Raw genomic sequence first — 18706 nt, 5'->3', positions numbered from 1 at the left:
CGCCCATGTCCACGACCTTCACCATCGACACCGCCACCAGCCGCGCCACCCCGGTATCCGCGCCGATGAAGCGGCTGACCGTTCCGGCGATTCGCGCACGCAAGGCCGCGATCGCCGCGGGCAGCGCCGCGCCGCTGGTGATGCTGACCGCCTATACCGTGCGCATGGCGCAGTTGATGGACCCGCATTGCGACATGCTGCTGGTCGGCGACAGCCTGGGGCAGGTGATCTACGGCCTGCCCTCGACGGTGCCGGTGACGCTGGAGATGATGGCGGCGCACGGCGCGGCGGTGGTGCGCGGCAGCCATCATGCGACCGTGGTGGTCGACATGCCGTTCGGCAGCTACGAGGCGTCGCCTGCGCAGGCGTTCGAGAACGCTGCCATGCTGCTCAAGCAGACCGGCGCGGCGGCGGTGAAGCTGGAAGGCGGGGTCGCGATGGCGCCGACGGTGGCGTTCCTGGTCGAGCGCGGCATTCCGGTCGTGGGACATATCGGCCTCACGCCGCAGGCGGTGAACGTGCTGGGCGGCTATGGTGCCAGGGGGCGCACGCCCGAGGAAGCGCAGAAGATCGTCGCCGACGCGCATGCGATCGCGGCGGCAGGCGCGTTCGCGCTGGTGATCGAAGGCGTCGTGGAGCCGATCGCCGTCGAGATCACGACCGCGATCGCGATCCCGACGATCGGCATCGGGGCATCGGCGCGCTGCGACGGGCAGGTGCTGGTCGCCGAGGACATGCTGGGCTTGTTCGAGCGGACGCCGCGCTTCGTGAAGCGCTACGGCGACATGGCCGGCTTCGTCGCCGAGCGCGCGCAGCAATATGCCGAGGAGGTCCGCACGCGGGCGTTTCCCACCGCGGAGCAGCTGTACGCGCCGCGCGAATAGCCGGCCCTTCCGTTTCCCCTGGCGAGCGGCTACACGCCGGTCGTTTTCCGTATAGCCCGGAGTATTAGGTGGCCCTGACGCCGCAAAACAATGAAGCGTTCCTGCGCGAGGTCGACGACGAGTTGCGTCGCGACCAGGCGATGCACGTCTGGCGCCGCTATGGCATCGCGATCATCGTCGCGATCGTCGTGGCGCTGGCCGCGTTCGGTGCGTACCTTTTCTGGCAGCATCGCCAGGAGCAGGCGGCGGGACGCGAAGGAGAGCAGTTGCAGGCCGCCTATGATGCGCTAGCCTCCAACGACGCCAATGCGGCCGCGGCCCCGCTTGCGACGCTGACGCAGTCGGGTCGCGTCGGATACCGCGTCGCCGCGACCTTCACGCAAGCCGACGTGCTCCTCCAGAAGAACGACTTGAAGGGTGCCGCGGCCAAGTTCGCCGGCATTGCACAGGATGCGTCGGTGGCGCAGCCGTTCCGTGACCTGGCGCTGATCCGCCAGACCAGCGCCGAATTCGACACGCTGAAGCCCGACGTCGTCGCCGAGCGGATGCGCCCGCTGGCAGTCGCGGGCAATCCGTGGCTGGGCAGCGCGGGCGAGTTGATGGCGGCCGCATACCTGCAACAGGGCCGCCGCGACCTGGCCGGACAGGTCTTCGCGCGGATCGCCGCCGACGAGCAGGTGCCGCGCTCGCTGCGTCAACGCGCCGTTCAGATGGCGGGCGTATTGGATGACAAGGCGACCGGCACCCCTGCCGCGGCGCCCAAGGCGCCGGGCGCGACCGCCCCGGCCCAGAACGAAGGTGTGACGACGCGATGACGACACGGGTGGCGACCGGCCTGGCGCTCGCCGCGCTGGTGGGGTTGAGCGGCTGCGGCATCTTCAAGGGTTCTCCCAAGAAGACGCCGACCATCGGGCAACGCGTGCCCATCCTGATGTCCGAGAATCAGGCGACCGTCGACAAGGGGCTGGAGAACGTTCCCGTCACCCTGCCGACCGCGGTGGCGAACGACGCCTGGACGCAGCCGGGCGGCAATGCGGCCAAGTCGATGGGCAACCTGCTCCTCGCCTCCCCGAAGCCGGCCAAGGTCTGGAGCGCGCAGATCAACGGCGGCAGCAACCGCGCGCGGCTCGCCGCCGGGCCGGTCATCGCCGAGAACAAGTTGTTCGCGGTCGACGTCGATGCGACGCTGCACGCCTTCGCGGCCGATACCGGAGCGAAGCTGTGGACGCGCGCGCTGCCCGAGAACGACGACAACCGTTCCGCGCGTTTCGGCGGCGGCGTCAGTTATGACGAGGGCAAGCTGTATGCCACCGACGGGCTGGGCGATGTCGTCGCGGTGAACGCCGCGGACGGCAGCGTCGTGTGGCGCGCCAAGCCGGGCGGGCCGCTGCGCGGCGCGCCGTCCGTCGCCAACGGGCAGGTCTATGTGCTGAGCCAGGACAACCAGATATTCGCGCTGGGCCAGGCCGACGGCAAGGTGGTGTGGACGCAGTCGGCGAGTCTCGAGACGCAGGGCGTGTTCGGGGTCGCAGCACCGGCCGCCAGCTCGGGCACGGTGGTCGCCGGCTTTTCGAGCGGCGAGCTGAACGCCTATCGCTACGAGAACGGGCGGACGCTGTGGCAGGACGCGCTGTCGCGCACCTCGATCACGACCTCGGTGTCGAGCCTCGCCGACATCGATGCCGATCCGGTGATCGAGGACGGGCGCGTCTATTCGATCGGGCAGGGCGGGCGCATGGTCGCGCTGGAGATCGCCACCGGACAGCGGATGTGGGAACAGAACCTCGCCGGCATCTCCACGCCGTGGGTGGCGGGCGAATGGATCTTCCTGGTCACCGACGACGCGAAGCTGGTGTGCCTGTCGCGCGCGAATGGCAAACTGCGCTGGATCAGCCAGCTGCGCGGGTTCAAGAACGAAGAAAAGCGCAGCGACCCCTATAACTGGTTCGGGCCGGTGCTGGCCGGCGACCGGCTGTGGCTGACCAATTCGCGCGGCGAGCTGGTAGGCGCGTCGCCGGTGGACGGCAGCGTGCAGACGACGATCGAGGCCGGCGACGAATATTCGCTGAATCCGGTGGTGGCGAACCAGACGCTGTACACGCTGGACGGCAAAGGGGTCATCACCGCCTGGCGGTGAGGCACCCGCGCCGTTCGTCCCGTGGCGGACGACACGTGCTACTCACATGGCATCGCGCGTGTAGCGAGGCAATCAAGGACGTCCTGATGCGCCCTGGTTTGCATCGCCACATGCGCGATGATCGGCTTTATTCCATTCGCTTCGTCTGTGCGCTCGTACGGGGCACGGTCCGGCGGTCGGGCGACACGCACACTATCGCCTTCGCCGATAAATCATTAGGTCACGCGTATGTCCCGTCTTCCCATCGTCGCGATCGTCGGCCGTCCCAATGTCGGCAAGTCGACGCTGTTCAATCGTCTGGTCGGCAAGCGACTGGCGCTGGTCGACGACCGGCCCGGCGTCACACGTGATCGGCGCGAGGGCGACGCACACCTGCTCGGGCTGGAGTTCCGCGTCGTCGACACCGCGGGCTATGAGGACGAGGATCCCGAGACGCTGCCGGGCCGGATGCGCCAGCAGACGCAGGCTGCGGTCGACGATGCCGACGTCGCGCTGTTCGTGATCGATTCGCGCGCCGGGATCGTGCCGCTGGACGAAGAGATCGCACGCTGGCTGCGTAGCGCCGATACCCCCGTGATCGTGCTGGCGAACAAGGCCGAAGGGCGCGCGGGGGAATCAGGCGTGTACGAGGCGATGGCGCTTGGCTTCGGCGATCCGGTGCCGTTTTCCGCCGAGCATGGCGAAGGTGTGGTCGACCTGTTCGAATCGCTGCTGCCGCATCTGGAGCCGTTGCAGATCGAGGAAGAGAATGAGCCGTATGTCGACGAACTCGACGCGCCGCTGAAGCTGGCGATCGTCGGGCGCCCGAATGCGGGGAAGTCGACGCTGGTCAATCGGATGCTGGGCGAGGACCGGATGATCACCGGCCCGGAAGCCGGGATCACGCGCGATTCGATTTCGGTCGACTGGGTCTGGCACGGCTCGGTCGGCGGCCCGCGCGACGTGCGGCTGATCGACACCGCGGGGATGCGCAAGCGCGCCAAAGTGCAGGACAAGCTGGAAAAGTTGTCGGTCGCCGATGCGCTGCACGCGGTCGATTTCGCCGAGGTGGTCGTGCTGTTGCTCGATGCGACGCTGGGGCTGGAGGCGCAGGATCTGCGCATCGCCGACCGCGTGCTGGAAGAGGGGCGCGCGCTGGTGATCGCGCTCAACAAATGGGACGTGGCGGAGAACCCGTCGGGGCTGTTCAACGGCGTGAAGAAGGCGCTGGACGAGGGGTTGGCGCAGGTGAAGGGCGTGCCGTTGCTGGCGGTATCGGCCGCCACCGGCAAGGGCATCGACCAGTTGATCGCCGCCGCGTTCGAAACCCGCGAGGCGTGGTCGCGGCGCGTGGGGACCGGCGAGCTAAACCGCTGGTTCGAGCGCGCAATCGAAGCCAATCCGCCGCCTGCGCCCGGCGGCAAGCGCATCAAGCTGCGTTACCTGACGCAGGCCAAGACGCGCCCGCCCGGTTTCGTGCTGTTCGGGACGCGCGTCGATGAATTGCCGATGAGCTATCAACGCTATCTTATCAACGGCATCCGGCGCGAGTTGGGGTTTGGCGCTGTGCCGGTCCGCCTGATGCTGCGCGCGCCAAAGAACCCGTTCGTCAAATAGCCGGTTACCAAGCGTTTACCGGCGTCGGCTACGTTCCGCCAAGGTAGCCGAAGCGGGAGACGTTGGTGTCGTTGGAATCGAGCAATCTGGTTGACGGCCAAGCGCTGGCGCGTGCCCGTGCCGAGCTGGGAACCGGCTTCGCGCGCATCCTCGGCTATTTCCGCGAGGATGGCATCAAGTCGTTGTCCGCGCTGGAAGAAGCGATGCGCAAGGGCAATGCGGTGGCGATGGTGATCCCGGCGCACACGCTGAAAGGCGAGGCGCGGCAGTTCGGCGCGACCGCGCTGGCGGATCTGGCCGAGAAGATCGAGGATCACGCGCGATTGTGCATCGAACACCACGATTCGCCGGAAGGCGCGATCGAGGATGTGGTCGCACTCCGTCCCGTGCTGTTGCAGACATTGGCGTTTCTGGAGCGCGACGGCGGGGCAGGCGCGCCGCCGGTGCCGGTTTCGACGCCGATGGCGACGCCTGTGTCCGCCCCGGTGCCGCATCCGCAGCCATTATCGCGCGGACCCGGCGGCTTCGGGCGCAAGACGGTGTAACGCGGCAGGGGCGGACGTGCCGTCCGCCGCCTGCCGGATGCTCAGCCCTTCAGGTACGGCGCGGCGCCGCTTTCGGGCTTGTCATGCTCGCTGATCGAGTTGAGCTGGATGTAGTTGTGGATGCCCATCCGCTCGATCATCTCGAACTGCCGCTCGAGCGTGTCGACATGCTCTTCCTCGCTGGCGAGGATGCGCGCGAACAGCTCGCGGCTGACATAGTCTTTCACTTCCTCGCAATAGGACACCGCGGCCTTGAGCTGCGCGACGGCCTCGATCTCCATCGCCAGATCGGCCTTGAGGATTTCCTCGACGGTCTCGCCGATGCGCAGGCGACCGAGCAGCTGGAAGTTGGGCAGTCCGTCGAGGAACAGGATGCGCTCCGCCAGCCAATCGGCGTGCTTCATCTCGTCGATCGATTCGTGACGCTCGAACTCGGCGAGCTTGTAGACGCCCCAGTGATCGAACAGCCGGTAATGCAACCAATATTGGTTGATAGCGGTCAGCTCGTTCCTGAGTGACTCGTTCAAAAATTCGATGACTTTAGGGTCACCCTTCATCGTGCCTGCCTCCAGTGGAATGCAGGCCGAATACATCGGTCAGGGCAGGCGCGAAAGCCCGAAAACTATGGTGTCAACTGTTGAGAACGTTATGCAGCCGCACGTTCGTCCGCGATGATCTCTCGTGCGAACGAAACGCATTGTCCGCATTTGGCCTGACGACCGAGACAGCGATAGGCCTGACATGCAGTGGTGGCGCCGGCACGTGCCGCCTCCCGCACCTGACACTCGCGAATCGCATTGCAAACGCAGACGACCATACGGGCTCCTTACCGATGTTCGCCGAGTACCGATACTGCGAATGGATCGCAAGCTAAATTGCGTCGCGCTCGCAACTGGTGCGACGAAGCGGTGCCCAGCGACCGCGAGTCGCCCATCGCCACAACCATTCCGCGGGGCCGTACCCGAACCGGGTCAGCCACCAGCGCGGCCACAGCAGCATCAGCGCCCATGCCGGGATGATCAGCAGGTACAGCGAGGCGCGATCCCAGCGCGCGAACTGCCCCGCACCCCAGCCGTAGAAGAGCGCGGTGAAGGCGAGGCTGCACCCCAGATAGTTGCTGAGCGCGACACGGCCGGTGGCGGCGAGGCGGCGCGTGAGTGGCCCGTCACGAAACAGCAGCAGCAACAACGCGGCATCGCCGGCGACGCCTAGCGGGCGGAGCGGGGGCGTGAGGACGAAGCTGGCGAGGACGACGGCGTGCGCATCGAACGCGTGCGCGATCGTCCGCCACGCGACCGCGGCGTAGACGGGCAGCGTGATGCCGAGCGTGAGCGCCGCCACCACCGCGTAGCGGCGGCGCGGCCAGGCACCGGTCAGGAAGCCGCTGCGCAGCCCCGCCATGCCGAGCAGCATATACGCGAGCGTTTCCGGACCATTGGCGAGGAAAGCGGTGAGCGGGCCGGCTTCCTCATGCCAGCGCCACGCGACGGTGCCGGTCCATGAGCCGCGCAGCGCCGCGATCTCGCGCGCCAGGGCGGCGGGGGAGGAGCGGCCGAAGACCTCCTCGAGCACGCGGTCGCCGACGGCGGTGAGCGCGAGGCCGTTGATCGTCGCCACCAGCAAGGCGGCGGCGGCGGCGAACAGCAGCAGCCGGGTGGGTGCGCCGGTGAAGAGCAGCGCGACGGTGCCGACCAGCGCGTAGAGCGCGAGGATATCGCCGCTCCAGACGCAATAGAGGTGCACGCAGCCGATGACGAACAGCGTGCCCATGCGGCGCAGGTGAAGCGCGGCCCCATTGTCGCCGCGCGCGTCGGCGCGTTCGATGACGAGCAGCATCGACGCGCCGAACAGCGCGGCGAACAGTCCGCGCATCTTGCCCTCCACCAGCACGAAGGTGAGCGTCCACATCGCGACGTCGGCGGGTGCGGTGCCGCCCCAGGCAGCGGGGGAGAAATAGGCGGCGAGCGGGAGCGCGAAGCCGGGCAGGTTGGCGACGAGGATGCCGAGCACCGCCGTGCCGCGGAGCGCGTCGAGTACGACGATGCGGGGGGCGGCGTCAGTCATCGGGGTGTGGCGACCGCTCTCCTGTCCCTGCCCGTCGCTCCCGCAGCGGCGAGCATCCGGCGCCGCTGCCGCCTCGACCGCTGCGGGAGCCGGCGCGGGAACGACGGGGGTTGTGGATTACAGCGCGGCCTCGGCGTTCATCAGATTGGGGAAGAAGCCCTCATGGGCGGCGCGCAGTGCGTCGAGCGGTACGCAGAAGTCGCCGGCGGCCAGCTCGAAGATGATGCGGGTGCCGATGGTGCGGCCAAGCGGCTCGGCCTCGACATTGGCGTCGAGTGCGGCCTGCAGGAAATCGAGCAGCGCATGATCGTGGACGGTGACGACGTACACGCCCTGATCCTCGGCAAACAGCGAGGCGGCGGTATCGTAGGGCAGCGCACGGTCGATCATCGCGCCGATGTTGCCGGCCAGCGCCATTTCGGCGATCGTCACGGCGATGCCGCCGTCCGACACGTCGTGGACCGCGCCCAGATGCCCGGCGGTGATCTGCGCGCGGATGAAGTCGCCGGCGCGGCGTTCCAGATCGAGGTCGACGCGCGGCGGCGGACCTTCCTCGCGCCCGTGCAGCTCGCGCAGCCACAGCGACTGGCCGAGGTCGCCGCGCCGCGTGCCGACGACGACGATGATGTCGCCGGTCTGCTTGAAGGAGATCGTAGCGTTCTTCTGCCAGTCCTTGAGCAGGCCGACGCCGCCGATCGCCGGGGTGGGCAGGATCGCCGAGCCGCCGCCGGTCGCCTTCGATTCGTTATAGAGGCTGACGTTGCCGCTGACGATCGGGAAGTCGAGCGCGCGGCATGCCTGCGCCATGCCGTCGAGGCAGCCGACGATCTGGCCCATGATCTCCGGGCGTTGCGGATTGGCGAAGTTGAGGCAGTTGGTGATCGCCAGCGGGGTCGCGCCGACCGCGGTCAGATTGCGCCACGCCTCCGCCACCGCCTGCTTGCCGCCCTCGACCGGGTCGGCGAAGCAATAGCGCGGGGTACAGTCCGTGGTCATCGCCAGCGCCTTGTCGGTGCCGTGGACGCGCACCACCGCGCTGTCGCCGCCGGGGCGCTGCACGGTGTCGGCGCCGACCATGTGATCGTATTGCTCCCAGATCCACCGGCGGCTGGCGATATCGGGCGAGGCCATCAGCGCGAGCAGATCGGCGGCAGGGTCCCTGCTCTCCGGCACGTTCACCAGCGCCTTGGCGGGCGGTGTCGGGACATGCGGGCGATCGTAGAGCGGCGCATCGTCGGCGAGCGGCCCGAGCGGGATGTCGCACACCGTCTCGCCCTGCCATTTCAGCACCATGCGCCCGGTATCGGTGACATGGCCGATGATCGCGAAGTCGAGTTCCCACTTTTCGAAGATCGCGCGCGCGAAATCCTCGCGACCCGGCTTCAGGACCATGAGCATCCGCTCCTGCGACTCGGAGAGCATCATCTCGTACGGCGTCATGCCCTCCTCGCGCTGCGGCACGTCGTCCATGACCAGCTCGATGCCGACGCCGCCCTTCGAGGCCATCTCGACCGAGGAGGAGGTGAGGCCGGCCGCGCCCATGTCCTGAATGGCGACGATCGCATCGGAGGCCATCAGTTCGAGGCACGCCTCGATCAGCAGCTTTTCGGTAAAGGGATCGCCGACCTGCACGGTCGGGCGCTTGGCATCGGCATCCTCGCCGAAGTCCGCCGAGGCCATGGTCGCACCGTGGATGCCGTCGCGCCCGGTCTTGCTGCCGACATAGACGATCGGATTGCCGATCCCGCTGGCGGCGGAATAGAAGATCTTGTCGGTATCCGCGACGCCGACCGTCATCGCATTGACGAGGATGTTGCCGTCATAGGCGGGGTGGAAGTTCACCTCTCCGCCGACCGTGGGCACGCCGACGCAATTGCCGTAGCCGCCGATGCCGTGGACGACGCCCGAGATCAGGTGGCGCATCCTGGGATGATCGGGCCGGCCGAAACGCAGCGCGTTCAGGTTCGCCACCGGGCGTGCGCCCATCGTGAAGACGTCGCGCAGGATTCCGCCGACCCCGGTCGCCGCGCCCTGATACGGTTCGATGTAGGACGGGTGGTTGTGCGACTCCATCTTGAAGATCGCGGCCTGGCCCCGACCATCCGGACCAGGACCGATGTCGATCACGCCGGCATTCTCGCCCGGGCCGCAAATGACCTGCGGCCCTTCGGTCGGCAGCTTCTTCAGGTGGATGCGGCTCGACTTGTAGCTGCAATGTTCGGACCACATCACCGAGAAGATGCCGAGTTCGACAAGGTTCGGCTCACGCCCGAGCGCGCCCAGCACGCGCTCATATTCCTCGGGAGACAGGCCGTGGTCGGCGACGATCTGTGGCGTGATGGCGGTCATGCGCGGCGCATAGCGGGGCGCGGGCGCGGATGCCAGATGCGGTTTGCGGGTTCGGGGTTCGGGCGGGGGTTTCGGGGTGTGGGCGAAGACCATGGTGTCCGGCCGTGGAGCGTTGACGTGATCCGCGTGCCGCGATCCGCCGGGGTCGGGAGGAACGGGCTTTCGCTACGGGATGGCGGCATTCCGGGCGGCGCGATGCTTCGCAGGGGAGCGCGGGATGCCCTGGATCGCTTCGCTTCGCTCGCAAGGACGGCAGGTTGGTTTGACCGTGCCCTGCTCCGCCGACCTCGGGCGCCGGCGGAGCAGGGCGGCCGGCATTATTCCGCCGCGCTCGCGACGACGGGGAGCTTATTTCCGCCGCCGCCGTCGGAGCCGGCGGAGCAGACCGCGTTTTTCGAAGGATTCGAACATCTCGCCCGGTCCTTCGGGATCGAGCACCTCGTTATCGGCGAGCCATTTCTCAACGCCGTTGAGATCGTCGATCTCATAGGGGATCAGCGTGCGGCCGGCGCCGCGCAGATCCTCGATCGTCGCGATCAGGCCGTCGCGGGCGATGCGTGCCGCGACGTCGGCGGGGTCGGCACCGAGATGCTCGGCGAGCAGGTCGGCGCGGATCGCGGCGATGGTCTCCGGTTCCTCGGTGATCGTGACGTCGCATTCGGTGTCTAGCCGCAGCGAGCGGTTGTTGAAGTTGGACGAGCCGATGCGGAGCGCGACGTCGTCGATCACCGTCACCTTGGCATGGCAATAGATCGGCTCGCCGCCCTTCGTGACCGGGTGGTAGATGCGGAAGCGGCCGTGGCGATCGCGCTTCTTGAGCTCGGCGACCAGCCGCGCGCGCGCGGTGTCCATCGCGATCGGCTCCAGCCAGCCCTGCGCGGTGACGGGGTTGATGACGACGATCTCGGGCGGGTCGTCCTCCGCGAGCCGCTTCGCGATCGCCTCGGCGATGCGGCGCGAGGCGAAATACTGGCTCTCGGCGTAGATGCGCTTCGTCGCGCCGGCGATCAGCGCGAGGTAGAGCCGCTCGATCTCCAGCACCTCCTCCTGCCCGTCATGGTCGGGCTGGCTGCGCGAGATCGCGACGTCGACATCGGTGAATTGCGGGGCGAGGCTTTCGGGCCAGCACGTCCCCTCCCGCGCGGGCGGCGGGGCGATCGGCGCGCCGCCCGCGATCTGCCAGCGGGTGCGGCACAGATCGCCGAGCGCGGCGGCGACCGGGCCTTGCAGCGCGGTGGTGACGTCGTGCCACGGCTTGTATGCGCGGCCGCTGGGCGAGCGGCGGTGCGGATCGTCGTCGCGGTGCTCGCGCGTGTCCCAGCGCTCGTCGGTCATGTCGATCCCGCCGCAGAAGGCGAGGCAATCGTCGATGACGACGATCTTCTGGTGCTGCGACGCGGCGAGCGGGTGGTGCCCGTCGAGCTTCAGGTGGATGCGCGGTTGCCGCCAGCGCCAGGCGAGGAGCGTCCACAGCGTCTTGCCGCGCCCCAGCGTCTTCATCGCGCCGGTATCCCAGCGCAGGATGTGGACCTGCAAGCCGGGGGTGCGCTTCACCAGCCAGGTGATGAATGCGCCGACGTCGGCCGGCGCTTCGGGATGATCGTCGTCCCAGGCGAGGCGGATGCGCGCATCGAAGTCCCAGCCGACCAGCAGGATCTGGTGCTTCGCGCTCAGCATCGCCTGGCGGGCGGCGCGGAAGTAATCGTCGGCATCGACCACCACCGAGGCGCGGGTGGCCGGCTCCACGCGCCAGCGAGCGTCGTCGGGCAGCCTCACAGCAGGTCGCGGACGCGATCGGCCGGGCGCGCGATGACCGCGCCCTTCGCAGTTTCGACGAACGGCCGCTCGATCGTGGCAGGATCGCGCGCCATCAGGTCGAGCGCGGCATCGTCGGTGGCGACCGCCGGCGCATCCTTGCGGAGCGCCGCGCGCGGGGCGAGGCCGGCGCGGGCGCACAGCCGCGCGAGTTCGTCGCGCGACGGCGGGTTCCCGAGATAGTCGACGACGGTCACCTGCGCGCCGGCATCGTGGAGCAGCGCCAGCGCCTCACGCGATTTCGAGCAGCGCGGGTTGTGGAGGATCGTCGCGTTCATCGTTGCGCGTGTGGCAGGCCGGCACGCTGCGGTCCAGCGCGCAGCACGCCGCGAAACGGTTTGTCGCTGCCGTCGAGACCCTGCCCGGCCGGGAGCCCGAGCAGGTCGCGCAGCAGCGGGGCGACATCGGTATTGTCGAACGTCGGCAGCCGCTTGCCCGGCATGAACGCCGGACCGCTGGCGATGAAGAGCGCGCGCATGTCCGGCGCGTCATTGTCGAAGCCGTGCGCGCCGTCCGACACCTGCCGCGTCGGCGTGGTCTTCGCGATCGTCCAGCCGCCGCCCGCGCCGTCTTCGCCGAGGCACAGATACGGCGGGATGCGCGGGCTGGTGCCGTAGCGAAGGCGCGCGGGCAGTTCGCCCTTGCGCCAGCATCGCATGTGCGGGTGCGCGCGGAGCAGCGCGGCGGCGACCGCGGCGTCGCGGCCGGGAAGCGGGGCGAGCGTGGCATAGGGGCCGGATTCGACCACGCGCGCATCGGTGGCGGCGACGACGGTGTCGAGCGCGACGGTCCGGCGCGAGTCGGTGGGTGCCATGCCGTGGTCGGAAACGATCACGAGGTTGGCGGGCTGTCCCAGACCGGCAAGTTCCGCGGTCAGGCGACCGATCGCGGCGTCGGCTGCGGCGACGGCGTGTGTGGTGCGCGGATCGGCGGGGCCGAAGCGATGGCCGGCGGTGTCGACCTCTTCGAAATAGAGCGTCAGGAACTGCGGGCGGGTGGCGGCCGGACGACGCAGCCAGTCGATGATCCCGTCGACGCGCTGCCGGTCGCTGGCGGCCTCGGCATATTGCTGCCAGTCCGACGGGCGCGTGCCGCCGGTGGTCTCGTGCGGCCAGGCGGCGGCGCGGGTTCCACCCCAGGCAACGTTCGAGCCGGGCCAGAACATCGTCGCGGTGCGGAGGCCGGCGCGCTCGGCGGTCACCCAGATCGGCTCGGCGGCGTTCCACCAGAACGGATCGTCGGTGGCCATGGTGAAGGTCTCGCCGGGGCGCGCCGGGTCTTCCATGCTGTTGGCGGTGATGCCGTGGTGGTCGGGGACCAGCCCGGTGACGAGCGTCCAGTGATTGGGAAAGGTCTTGGACGGGAAGGACGGACGCATCGCCGCCGACACGCCGGTCGCGGCGAGATGCGACAGGTGCGGGGTGACGCCGCGGTCGAGATAGTCGGGGCGGAAGCCGTCGATCGAGACGAGGATCGTCACCGGCGCGCGCGGCGCCGCGGCGACGCCGGTGGTCGCGGGCGGTGCGGGGGCCGGGGCCGGGGCCGGGGCGGGGGCCGTGACCGGCGGCAGCGCGGGCGGGGTGTGCGGCAAAGCGCAGGCGGAGAGCGCGGCGAGCGCGGCGATAGTAAGAAAACGAGCCGTCATTTTCGCGCCCTTACGCCGCGTCTCTTGCAGAACAAAGACTTGTCGTGACCGGCGCGGAACGCGGGCGGGGCGTCGCGCTTTCAGAGGTGATGCGACGGTTGCTTCCCTTATCGTGCCTGATGCTCGTGGCCTGCGGCAAGGGCGAGCCCGCGAAGGAGCAGGCGCAACCCGCGCCGACTCCGCGCGCCACCGCACCGGCGCCGCGCACCCCGGTGATGCAGATCACCCCCGCGCCCGGCGCGACCCCGGCGTGGTTGAAGCCGCAGCCGGGCCAAGGCGCGGAGCTGAAGGCGCCATATGGCGATCTGTTGAACAAGCCGGTGGTCGAGGGCGCGCCGAAATAGGCCGGGCTGGTTGCCGCCGGGGCGCGCGTCGATCGGGTCTGAGCGGCAAGGGCGTTCGCTGGCGCAGGGTGGCGGCGGCTGTTCTTGCGTGCGGGCCGCAACGGTATCGCGTCGTGATCGCCGAGCGGTCCGGCGGCGCGGGATTACCTTGGCTTCCCAACTGACCCCGGCTTACGCCGGGTGCAGTCGAGAGCCGGGCAAGTCGCGCGAAAGGGGGGGCGGGGCGGCGCGCCCCTTGGCGGGATCGACATTCAGCGCTTCACGAATGCCGGGCTGTTCGCCGATGAAGATTATCCATCTGTCAGGGTGCACCGCGTTCGCAGCGTCGGGCAGGCCTACGACCTTTACCCGTCGTTGCGAGCGTAGCGAAGCGATCCAGCGTTCCGCGCGACACCCTGGATTGCTTCGCTACGCTCGCAATGACGGCGCTTGCGGGATGTCGATCAGCCCTAGACGTTGAAGCGGAAGAGCAGGACGTCGCCGTCGTGGACGACATATTCCTTGCCCTCCTGACGCAGCTTGCCCGCATCACGCGCGCCCGCTTCGCCATTGCAGGCGATGTAGTCGTCGAACGCGGTCGTTTCCGCGCGGATGAAGCCGCGTTCGAAGTCGGAGTGGATCGCACCCGCCGCCTGCGGTGCCTTCGACCCGGCCTCGATCGTCCACGCGCGGGCCTCCTTGGGGCCGACGGTGAAGAAGGTCAGCAGGTGGAGCAGCGCGTAGCCGGCGCGGATGACGCGGGCGAGGCCGGTCTCCTCCAGACCGAGTTCGGCGAGGAACTCGGGCCGGTCCTCGGGCGGCATCGTGGCGATCTCGGCCTCGATCGCGGCGGAGACGACCACCGCCTGCGCACCCTCGGCCGCCGCCTTCTCGAACACGCGGGCGGAGAAGGCGTTGCCGTTCGCGGCATCTTCCTCGTTGACGTTGCAGACGTAGAGCACCGGCTTGGCGGTGAGCAGCTGCGCCTGGTCGAGCACGCGCTGCTCCTCCGGATCGGCGACCTGCGTCAGGCGCGCCGGCTTGCCCTCGCGCAGCAGATCGAGCGCGCGGCCTAGGACAAGAGCGCCCAGCTTGGCCTCCTTGTCGCCCTGCTGGCCCTTCTTGGCGAGATTGGGCACGCGCTTTTCGAGGCTGTCGAGATCGGAGAGCATCAACTCGGTCTCGACCGTCTCGGCATCGGCGATCGGATCGACGCGGTTGTCGACGTGCTGGATGTCGTCGTTCTCGAAACAGCGCAGGACGTGGACGATCGCGTCCACTTCGCGGATATTGCCGAGGAACTGGTTGCCCAGCCCTTCGCCCTTGCTGGCGCCGCGCACCAGCCCGGCGATGTCGACGAAGCCGAGCTGCGTCTCGATGATCTTGGCCGAGCCGGCGATCGCGGCGAGCTTCGACAGGCGCGGATCGGGGACGCCGACGTTGCCGACGTTCGGCTCGATCGTGCAGAACGGATAGTTCGCCGCCTGCGCCGCGGCCGTCTCGGTCAGCGCGTTGAAGAGAGTGGACTTGCCGACGTTGGGCAGGCCCACGATGCCGCAGCGGAAACCCATGGCGAAAACCTGTGTGATGAGGAAAGCGCGCCAGATAGGCGAGTGGCGCGCGCGTGGCTAGAGGGGCGGGTCAGCCGACCGCCATGCCCCACAGCAGATAGCCGTTCAGCACCACGATCACCACCGCGATCAGCCAGGCCAGCGCGGCCAGCCAGCGCGGCGCGGCGAAGCTGCCCATCAGCGCGCGGTTGCCGGTGTAGAGCACCAGCGGGATCACCGCGAACGGCAGTTGCAGGCTGAGGATCACCTGGCTGAGCACCAGCAGGTTCGTCGCACCACGGTCGCCGGTCGAGGCGACCACCACCACCGCGGGGACGATCGCGATCGCGCGCGTCACCAGCCGGCGCAGCCACGGCGCGAGCCGGATGTCGAGAAAGCCCTCCATCACGATCTGCCCGGCAAGCGTGCCGGTGACCGTCGAATTCTGCCCGCTGGCGAGGAGGGCGACCGCGAACAGTACGCTGGCCGCGCCGACGCCCAGCATCGGGGCGAGCAGGCGGTGCGCATCCTCGATCTCGGCGACCTCGAACCGCCCCGCGCTGTGAAAGGCGGCGGCGGCGAGCATCAGGATCGCGGCGTTGATGAAGAAGGCGAGCCCGAGTGCGACGGTCGAATCGATCGTCGCCATTTTCAGCGCTTCGTGGCGGTTCGCCTCATCATCGCCATAGGCGCGGGTCTGCACGATCGAGGAATGCAGATAGAGGTTGTGCGGCATCACCGTCGCGCCAAGGATGCCGATCGCGATATAGAGCATCGCGGGATTGCGCATGATCTCGGGCGAGGGGACCAGCCCCGCCGCCGCCGCGCCCCAATCCGGCCGCGCCCAGAACAGCTCGAACGCGAAGCAGCCGGCGATGACGATCAGCAGCGCGGCGATGAAAGCCTCCAGCCGGCGGAAGCCGTAGCGCTGCAGCGCGAGGATCAGGAACACGTCGAGGACGGTGACGAGCACGCCGTAGAGCAGCGGCATCCCGAACAGCAGCTTCAGCGCGATCGCGGTGCCGAGCACCTCGGCGAGATCGCAGGCCACGATCGCGACCTCGGCCAGCAGCCACAGCATCCACGATACCGGCCGCGACGAATGCCGCCGGCACGCCTGCGCCAGATCGAGCCCGGCGCCGATACCGAGCCGCGCCGACAGCGATTGCAGCACGATCGCCATCAGGTTCGACAGCAGCACCACGCTGAGCAAGGTATAGCCGAACGCGGAGCCACCCGCGATGTCGGTCGCCCAATTGCCCGGGTCCATATAGCCGACCGCGACCAGCCAGCCGGGGCCGACGAAGGCCAGCAGCTTGCGCCAGAAGCCGGCGCCATGCGGCACGGGAACGGAGGCGAAGCTATCGCCGAGCGAGCGGACGGTGGGGGTCATTTGCGCGCATGAATGCGGGAGAAGCGTGGCGGTTTCAACCGAGCACCCGCGCGAGGATGGCGGCATTGCGCTGGATCAAGGTGGTATCCCGCTGCGCGGGCGCGGTCATGATCGCGCCGTCGAGCGCGGTGTCGATCGGCGACGGGGTGCGTTCGGGCGGCAGGTGGCGAAGCAGATGCGCGACCGCGGCGCGCGCGATGCGGCCGTTGGCGGCCATCTGCGCGACGATTTCGGCCACGTCGACCGCGGCGCGATCGTCGCGCCAGCAATCGTAATCGGTGACCATGCCGACCAGCGCATAGGGCAGCTCGGCCTCGCGGGCGAGCCGCGCCTCCGGCAGCGCCGTCATCCCGATCACGTCGCAGCCCCAGTCGCGGTAGAGGCGGCTTTCGGCGCGCGACGAGAATTGCGGCCCTTCCATCGCGAGATAGGTGGCCCCCTCGGCGACCGTCCCGCCGACGGCGGAGAAGGCGGCGGCGGCGAAGGCGCCGAGCCGCTCGCAGGTCGGGTCCGCCATCGAAACGTGCCCGACCAGGCCGCTGCCGAAGAACGAGCCGGGGCGCTGCGTGGTGCGATCCACGAACTGGTCGACGATCGCGAAGGTGCCTGGCGGCAACTCCTCCTGTAACGCGCCGACCGAGGAGATCGCGAGCAGATCGGTGCAGCCGGCGCGCTTGAGCGCGTCGATATTGGCGCGCGCGGGGATTTCGCCGGGCAGGTGGACGTGGCCGCGGCCGTGACGGGGGAGGAAGCGGATCGCGACCGCGCCGACCCGCCCGAACAGGATGTCATCGCTCGGCATGCCCCATGGCGTGTCGACGGTGCGCCATTCGGCGTCCTCCAGCCCGTCGATCGCGTACAGGCCGGAGCCGCCGATGATGCCGATCGTCCATTGTGTGTTCACGACTGATCTCCGATAGTTTCGCGCATGCGTATCATGCCCTCCGCAGCGCTCGCGCTGCTCGCCGCCGCCGTACCCGCCACCGCCTTCGCCGCGACCCCGATCGCCGGACGCTACGTCACCGAGGACGGCGCAGGCGTCGTCACGGTCGGACCGTGCGGCGCGAGCGTCTGCGGCAAGCTGACCGCGATCCTGAAGAAGCGCCCGGACGCGAAGGACACCGACCTCAACAACTCCGACCCGGCGCTGCGCAGCCGTCCCGTTCTGGGAATGCCGATCCTGTCGGAGTTCAAGGACGCGGGCAAGGACTGGCGCGGCAAGATCTACGATCCGCGCAACGGGAAGACCTACAAGTCCATCGTCGCGAAGAACGCCGACGGCACGCTGGCGGTAAAGGGCTGCATCGCGTTCTTCTGCCAGACGCAGACGTGGCGGCCGGCGAAGTAGGCGACGCGTCGATCCGGCAGCCCCGGTCGCCCGCTGCCGCGTCGCGCCCGGCGAGCCGCCCCTCACGTCATCTTACCCCGGCAGGGGCGGGTCAGCCCTCGAGCTGGTTGCCGCCGCGGCCGGCGGCGAGCGCGGCGTGGGAGCGGGCGAGGATCAGTGATTGCTCCTGCGCGCCCGGGTGGCCGACCGCCATCCCCGCCGAGGCGGTGACGGTCCCGATCGGCTCGCCCGAGCCGCGCAGCCGCAGGCGACGCGCGGCGAAGGACGCGAGCGCCTGTTCGGTGCGGAGCCGCGCGGCGCTGGCGGGCAGCTCGCGGATGATGAAGAGGAATTCGTTGCCGCTCCAGCGGATCAGCTCCTCGTCGTCGAACGCCTGGTGCAGCGTCGCGGCGAAGGCGTTGAGGATGTTGTCGCCGACCGCGCGACCGTAGCGGTCGTTGATCGCCTCCAGCGCGTCGACGCTGAACGCGAGCACGACATGGCCGGCGCCGCTTTCGTCGGCGCGCTCCATCAGCCCGCGCGCACCGCTGCGGTTGAGCGCCTGCGTCAGGTCGTCGCGACCGGTATCCTCCGGAAGTGGCATCGGAACGATGTTGTCGCGCAGCAGCACGACCTCACTGCGCAACGCCGCGAGTTCACGCTCGGCATCCGACAGCCGGACGACGAAGTCGGTGGCGGCGCCGGGAAGGTTGTCCTGCTCGCCGCCCGATTGGGCGACGAACGCGCCCATGTCGCGGCCGAGCGCCTCGGCCAGGTGATGCGCGTCGGTGGTGAGCGTGCCAAGTTCCTGCGCCTGTCGCGCGACGGTGCGTTCGCGGCGGTCCAGCGTCTGTCCGCGCGGCGGCGACAGATAGCGCTCGACCAGCATGTGCACCGCCGCAGCGGTGAGGCGCAGTCCGCCGTCGGTGTAGAGCGCGACCGCCTCCGACAGCTTCGAGCCGGGCGCGCAGATCACCGCCAGCGCGAACTCGAAATGCGCGGGCGACGGATCGAGTTGATGCAGTTCGAGGAAGTTGAGCGCGCGGCGCGCGCGGTCGAAAGCCGTCCTCATCACCCT

The 18706-nt window shown here is 69.0% G+C and carries 18 protein-coding genes; 7 read left to right on the top strand and 11 right to left on the bottom strand.

Annotation, left to right across the window (positions count from 1 at the left end; all coding sequences use genetic code 11):
- Window positions 1–5: 5 nt before the first annotated feature.
- From panB to SPHPHY_RS0115610, 5 genes are all read left to right on the top strand, one after another.
- Entirely contained in the window at window positions 6–884 is an 879-nt protein-coding gene (gene panB, locus SPHPHY_RS0115630) for a 3-methyl-2-oxobutanoate hydroxymethyltransferase (protein WP_022687626.1), read from the top strand.
- A gap of 68 nt (window positions 885–952) precedes the next feature.
- A complete protein-coding gene (locus tag SPHPHY_RS20380; protein WP_022687625.1) occupies window positions 953–1699 on the top strand; it encodes a tetratricopeptide repeat protein in 747 nt (248 codons plus the stop codon).
- Entirely contained in the window at window positions 1696–3021 is a 1326-nt protein-coding gene (locus SPHPHY_RS0115620) for a PQQ-like beta-propeller repeat protein (RefSeq protein WP_022687624.1), read from the top strand. Before SPHPHY_RS20380 ends, SPHPHY_RS0115620 begins: the two co-directional genes overlap by 4 nt.
- A 228-nt stretch (window positions 3022–3249) precedes the next feature.
- Window positions 3250–4617, top strand: a complete 1368-nt coding sequence (der, locus tag SPHPHY_RS0115615) for a ribosome biogenesis GTPase Der (protein WP_022687623.1) — start codon at window positions 3250–3252, stop codon at window positions 4615–4617.
- A gap of 65 nt (window positions 4618–4682) precedes the next feature.
- A complete protein-coding gene (locus SPHPHY_RS0115610) occupies window positions 4683–5162 on the top strand; it encodes an Hpt domain-containing protein (RefSeq protein ID WP_028056992.1) in 480 nt (159 codons plus the stop codon).
- Between the two features lie 41 nt (window positions 5163–5203).
- Here SPHPHY_RS0115610 and bfr read toward each other — a convergent pair whose 3' ends face one another.
- From bfr to SPHPHY_RS20375, 7 genes are all read right to left on the bottom strand, one after another.
- A complete protein-coding gene (gene bfr, locus SPHPHY_RS0115605; protein ID WP_028056991.1) occupies window positions 5204–5719 on the bottom strand; it encodes a bacterioferritin in 516 nt (171 codons plus the stop codon).
- Window positions 5720–5808: 89 nt separating this feature from the next.
- A complete protein-coding gene (locus tag SPHPHY_RS21505; protein WP_081645327.1) occupies window positions 5809–5979 on the bottom strand; it encodes a (2Fe-2S)-binding protein in 171 nt (56 codons plus the stop codon).
- 53 nt (window positions 5980–6032) lie between these two features.
- On the bottom strand, window positions 6033–7226 hold the full coding sequence (locus SPHPHY_RS0115600; protein WP_022687620.1) for a DUF418 domain-containing protein: 1194 nt from the start codon (window positions 7224–7226) through the stop codon (window positions 6033–6035).
- A 117-nt stretch (window positions 7227–7343) separates the two neighbouring features.
- Entirely contained in the window at window positions 7344–9575 is a 2232-nt protein-coding gene (gene purL, locus SPHPHY_RS0115595) for a phosphoribosylformylglycinamidine synthase subunit PurL (RefSeq protein ID WP_022687619.1), read from the bottom strand.
- A gap of 348 nt (window positions 9576–9923) precedes the next feature.
- Complete coding sequence (locus tag SPHPHY_RS0115590; RefSeq protein ID WP_022687618.1) at window positions 9924–11351, bottom strand: phospholipase D-like domain-containing protein; 1428 nt, start codon at window positions 11349–11351, stop codon at window positions 9924–9926.
- Window positions 11348–11668, bottom strand: a complete 321-nt coding sequence (locus tag SPHPHY_RS0115585) for an ArsC/Spx/MgsR family protein (RefSeq protein ID WP_022687617.1) — start codon at window positions 11666–11668, stop codon at window positions 11348–11350. The genes SPHPHY_RS0115590 and SPHPHY_RS0115585 overlap by 4 nt, the downstream gene beginning before the upstream one ends.
- The gene (locus tag SPHPHY_RS20375) at window positions 11665–13035 is read right to left on the bottom strand and encodes an ectonucleotide pyrophosphatase/phosphodiesterase (RefSeq protein WP_051148329.1); all 1371 of its coding nucleotides are present in this window, start codon (window positions 13033–13035) and stop codon (window positions 11665–11667) included. The genes SPHPHY_RS0115585 and SPHPHY_RS20375 overlap by 4 nt, the downstream gene beginning before the upstream one ends.
- 119 nt (window positions 13036–13154) lie before the next feature.
- Between SPHPHY_RS20375 and SPHPHY_RS0115575 the strand changes: the two genes are divergently transcribed.
- Entirely contained in the window at window positions 13155–13379 is a 225-nt protein-coding gene (locus tag SPHPHY_RS0115575) for a hypothetical protein (RefSeq protein ID WP_022687616.1), read from the top strand.
- Between the two features lie 449 nt (window positions 13380–13828).
- Here the strand turns inward: SPHPHY_RS0115575 and ychF are convergent, their stop codons facing one another.
- The 3 genes from ychF to SPHPHY_RS0115560 form a co-directional block, all read right to left on the bottom strand.
- Window positions 13829–14929, bottom strand: a complete 1101-nt coding sequence (ychF, locus tag SPHPHY_RS0115570; protein WP_022687615.1) for a redox-regulated ATPase YchF — start codon at window positions 14927–14929, stop codon at window positions 13829–13831.
- A 70-nt stretch (window positions 14930–14999) separates the two neighbouring features.
- Window positions 15000–16301, bottom strand: a complete 1302-nt coding sequence (locus tag SPHPHY_RS0115565) for an Nramp family divalent metal transporter (RefSeq protein WP_022687614.1) — start codon at window positions 16299–16301, stop codon at window positions 15000–15002.
- A 34-nt stretch (window positions 16302–16335) separates the two neighbouring features.
- Entirely contained in the window at window positions 16336–17205 is an 870-nt protein-coding gene (locus tag SPHPHY_RS0115560; RefSeq protein WP_022687613.1) for a 5'-methylthioadenosine phosphorylase, read from the bottom strand.
- Window positions 17206–17229: 24 nt separating this feature from the next.
- Here SPHPHY_RS0115560 and SPHPHY_RS0115555 point away from each other — a divergent pair, with 24 nt between their 5' ends.
- Window positions 17230–17649, top strand: a complete 420-nt coding sequence (locus SPHPHY_RS0115555; RefSeq protein ID WP_022687612.1) for a DUF2147 domain-containing protein — start codon at window positions 17230–17232, stop codon at window positions 17647–17649.
- Window positions 17650–17740: 91 nt separating this feature from the next.
- Here the strand turns inward: SPHPHY_RS0115555 and SPHPHY_RS0115550 are convergent, their stop codons facing one another.
- The gene (locus tag SPHPHY_RS0115550) at window positions 17741–18700 is read right to left on the bottom strand and encodes a sensor domain-containing diguanylate cyclase (RefSeq protein ID WP_022687611.1); all 960 of its coding nucleotides are present in this window, start codon (window positions 18698–18700) and stop codon (window positions 17741–17743) included.
- Window positions 18701–18706: the final 6 nt, after the last annotated feature.

The organism is Sphingomonas phyllosphaerae 5.2 (assembly GCF_000419605.1).
Lineage (GTDB): Bacteria > Pseudomonadota > Alphaproteobacteria > Sphingomonadales > Sphingomonadaceae > Sphingomonas > Sphingomonas phyllosphaerae_B.
Note: the sequence above shows the minus strand (reverse complement) of the source record. Positions and strands in the feature narration are given on the sequence as shown.